Origin of the sequence: Methylophaga sp. UBA1464, from assembly GCF_002325665.1 — a bacterium.
Taxonomy (GTDB): Bacteria; Pseudomonadota; Gammaproteobacteria; order Nitrosococcales; family Methylophagaceae; genus Methylophaga.
In genome coordinates this window covers 1990-5851 of the sequence record NZ_DCSO01000005.1, presented here as the reverse complement: position 1 = coordinate 5851, position 3862 = coordinate 1990, and the positions used below count along the sequence as shown (strand labels likewise).

Sequence of the window (3862 nt, the reverse complement as noted above, 5' to 3'; positions counted from 1 at the left end):
GATCTCCGGATCCAGTTCTGCCAGACAGGCCATTCGAAAATCATAGTCCATCAATAAATGCAGCAAATCCGGGTAACGGGTAAACGGAGCACCATTAGGATGATCGGTGGTGAAAAACAAACGCCAGGGATCGCCGGATAACAGGAAAATCTCCAGACCAATAGCCCACTGCAAACCATTTACAAAACTGGCTTTTTTGTATTGATATGGCACGATGCCACCACTGCCCTCATCTTCGGCATGCCACATTACCCATTTATGCGGACTGGCATCACCACGACGGGAAAATTGAGCGATGATATCGCCAGACATAGTCACGGTCTGACCAAATAACACCTGCCCGACATCCATAGTGATATTGGGGTGGCGATTAAACGCTTCCATTAGCTGTGCCGCGGCTGAAGAAAAACCACGAGTGCCTTCGGCTCCATAGCCATAAAATTGCACATGTGCCAGATGCATCGGCAAGCCTTGAGCGGCTTCCATGGTATCAATGGCAGTTTGTACATTGCCGGGCACACCAAGGTTATTACAATGCACATGTACCGGATGCGGAATACCCAGCTGATGCACAGCGATCTGTAATGAAGTCAGTAAGCGCCGGGAACTGATGCCATAATCCGGTACTTCATCATCCAAACCAAACTGTTCAACTCCAGCCTTAAACGCCTGCGAACCACCGGCATTAATCACTTTTAAGCCTAATGCCTGCGTGGTATTGATGGTCCAGCTCACATAGTCATTAATCTGATCCTGCGAGGCACCACTTCGCAACATCGATACCAGCAAATCATCACTGCCGAGAATCGCCAGCGCTGCGGTATCAATGATCGGAATATCCGCCATTTCACGGTGAACCTGCGGCGCATTGACCGGCAACATCGCCGGTTCAACCACCATGCTGTAGCCCATTTCTGTATAGCGATAACCGGTTTCAAAACTAGACCAGCGGGCATTATAGAATGGCAGATTTTCCTGTCGTTGCAGATGATTACGATGTTGATCGGGCAGTAATAAACGGGCTGTATTCACATTACCCCCTGCAATATGGCTGTGAATATCCACACCGCCCGCCATGGTAATAGCCCCATTTAAATCATAGGTAATAGCCGAATCCTTATCACTTATATTTTTCGGATCAACGATTCGATCATCACGGATCCACAGATCCATGAGTTCACCATTTAACTTTTGTACCGGGTCGTATACGCGAGCGTTTTTAAGACGGGTTAACATGCTTTATCCCACATATCTGTAATAGTTGGTTTTCCATTTTTTTTGCATCAAGTGGCATATCGGTAACGAACTCAATACGGCTTTCTGCTGCCTGAGCGGGCAGTTTTCCAATGGTTAAATTGTCATCAGCTTGATTGATTGCAACAAAGCCCTCTCTGGTTCGAAAAACAGCTTTAAAACGCACCTGTTTAAATTGCTCCAGCCATGACATCAGCGGTTGGTAATCAAAACTGAATGTTGATTTGAACCGCCAGCCATAGCTATACCAGCCACTTAACTTTTGTGTGGCCGCCAGGTAGCCGCAATCTGGAATAAGTTGTTCTTCATTATCAACATTAAACTCCGCTGGCTGTTCCTGCCAGACAGCCTGATTAAATTTAGCTTTTGGTTTTAGCCATTCAGGATTAATTTTGGCTTCTTGCGTGATCTGTAAAGGCAATTCCTGAAGATGCAGCTCATTGATGTATCGTTTTAAAGCATCAACTTCGCTCTGGTCATACATATCGGCCTTATTCGCTACCAACAGATCAGCAATCTGCAATTGCTGCTGAAACGTCTCATGTTCACGATATTTCGCTTCAGCCATATGACGAGCATCCACCAAGGTCAGCGTGGAACGTAAATCAATAATTGATTGATAAAATTCACCTGACAGCACGGCGATCACTTCTTCCGGGTGCCCCAGACCACTGGGTTCAATCAATAACCTGTCGGGTTTGGCTTTTCCAATAAGCTGATTGAGTGCCACCTTCATTGGTAAACCGGCAGCACAGCACATACAGCCACCGGGCACTTCACGAATGGTGACTTCGCCTTCAGCAGAATCATCAGTCTTTAACAACTGACTATCTATGCCCACTTTGCCAAATTCATTAATTAATACCGCCCAGCGCTCACCTGCCGGTTTGGTCTGTAAAAGGTGCTGGATCGCTGTGGTTTTACCAACCCCAAGAAAACCGGTAATCACATTGGTCGGTATCGCCTTTTGAAAAAGCTTAAATTGGACGGTTGGTTCAGCCACGATTACGCCGAGTTTGTAACATAATCAAGCCGACAAAAAACAGGCCGATCAAAACTAAATTAATTAAGCTTTTTAACGTATAGCTTTGCATTACCGGCTGATATTCAAATACAGGAATATTAGCGAAATCGGCTTCCGTAAACGACTTGTCAAAAAAATAGAAATCAAAGAAGTAATCGCGCAATTGCTGGTGATAATCACCAATCTGATCCAGAAATGCCTGACTTGCCAACATATCGGTATCGGCGAAACGATTCATACTGTATTGCAAACGCATCACCGGTGATAACCAGGCAACTTGATTGCCAATCTGGTGGGAATGCACACGACTCTCACGAAACTGCGCGACCGCCTCTGCCACAATCACATCGCTCATATGCTGCATCGCATAATACCAGCGCCAGTCGAAAGGCTTTTGCAACGTCGGTTCAGTAGTTTGCCACTGAGGATAATCCTGCAAATAAACATCGAAATCCGCTTGCTGATCCCTGTCCCAGCTGTCATGCATAAACTCTCGTTGATCAAAGATCATGGAAACATGTTCAGCGGGTTGCTGTTGTTGTGTTTGATACAGATATGCTAATCCGGGCAGCACAAAAGCAAACACAATCCACAGGCTGATAAATAACAAACTGTTAAAAATAGCTGTGCGTTGCAAGCTGATAATCCAGCCAGTGATTAAAAACCAGCAGAGTTGATAAGCCAATAAAACCGCAGCAACCTGCAACCATATTGAATCAAAATCAATATCTGTCATGACCACTGCTGCAAGCAGAATCAGTAAATTCACCACTGCCAGCAGTCCAGCTGCAATCAACATCTTTTTAGTCAGTAACATGCCACTATTTGCTACCTGCGATGCCAGTAATGACCAGCGTCCGCTGGCCTTCTCTTCCGCCAACAGATTTAAACTTAATGCCGCAATCAATAACGGCATCAGGTAAATCCAGATAAAACTCAAGTCCAGCTTACCAATAGGCATAGCAGCAATATTGCCAGTCGCCGTATTGCTCAATTGACTTTGCAAACCTAATAAACGAACTCTTGTGTGGCTGGCCGATTCGCTACGTTCACCATGTATCAATGCCGACCAGGCAGAAGGTTTTTGCCAGACAGGATGAAACTGGTAATAACTCAGATATCCTGAGTCGTATGGCGCTAACGGAGCATCCTTCTGATAGTCTGCCAATTCGGCTTGGTAATTTGCTTCGCTGATAGCCCGCTGTTGATATTCACGATGCAGTCCTGTCTGTCCCCAGATAATGGCTAATAAAGCTGCTAGAAGATAAGCTGCCATCAGCCATTTAAAGAGCTTGTTCTGCCATAACAAGCGTAATTCAAATTGAATAAATCTCACCTTAATCAACCTCGTTACGACTGCGGGAAAGTAACAACACACCGATGATTAACCACCCCAGCAATATTAATAAAGGCAGGTAAATCAGATTCAGTTCGTTCTGCAAGGTAGGTGATTGATAATCAAATTGCTGCAGATTTGCCAATTGCTCATTCGAGACTTTTTGTTCACGATCATGGGCATGGTCGATTTGTTCTGCATGCATCTGATTCAGCTGCTTGATGAAATTAAAGCGAAATTGCTCAGCA

The 3862-nt window shown here is 45.2% G+C and carries 3 protein-coding genes and 1 pseudogene; all 4 read right to left on the bottom strand.

Annotated elements, in window-relative coordinates; all coding sequences use genetic code 11:
* A partial coding sequence (locus tag B3O33_RS00405) for a formylmethanofuran dehydrogenase subunit A (protein ID WP_292362716.1) occupies nt 1-1173 on the bottom strand: 1173 nt, incomplete at its 3' end.
* 46 nt (nt 1174-1219) lie between these two features.
* On the bottom strand, nt 1220-2257 hold the full coding sequence (locus B3O33_RS00400; protein ID WP_292359784.1) for a CobW family GTP-binding protein: 1038 nt from the start codon (nt 2255-2257) through the stop codon (nt 1220-1222).
* Nucleotides 2250-3614, bottom strand: a complete 1365-nt coding sequence (locus B3O33_RS00395) for a DUF3526 domain-containing protein (protein WP_292359786.1) — start codon at nt 3612-3614, stop codon at nt 2250-2252. Before B3O33_RS00395 ends, B3O33_RS00400 begins: the two co-directional genes overlap by 8 nt.
* Nucleotide 3615: 1 nt before the next feature.
* A pseudogene (locus tag B3O33_RS00390) lies at nt 3616-3862 on the bottom strand (hypothetical protein); the annotation flags it as partial.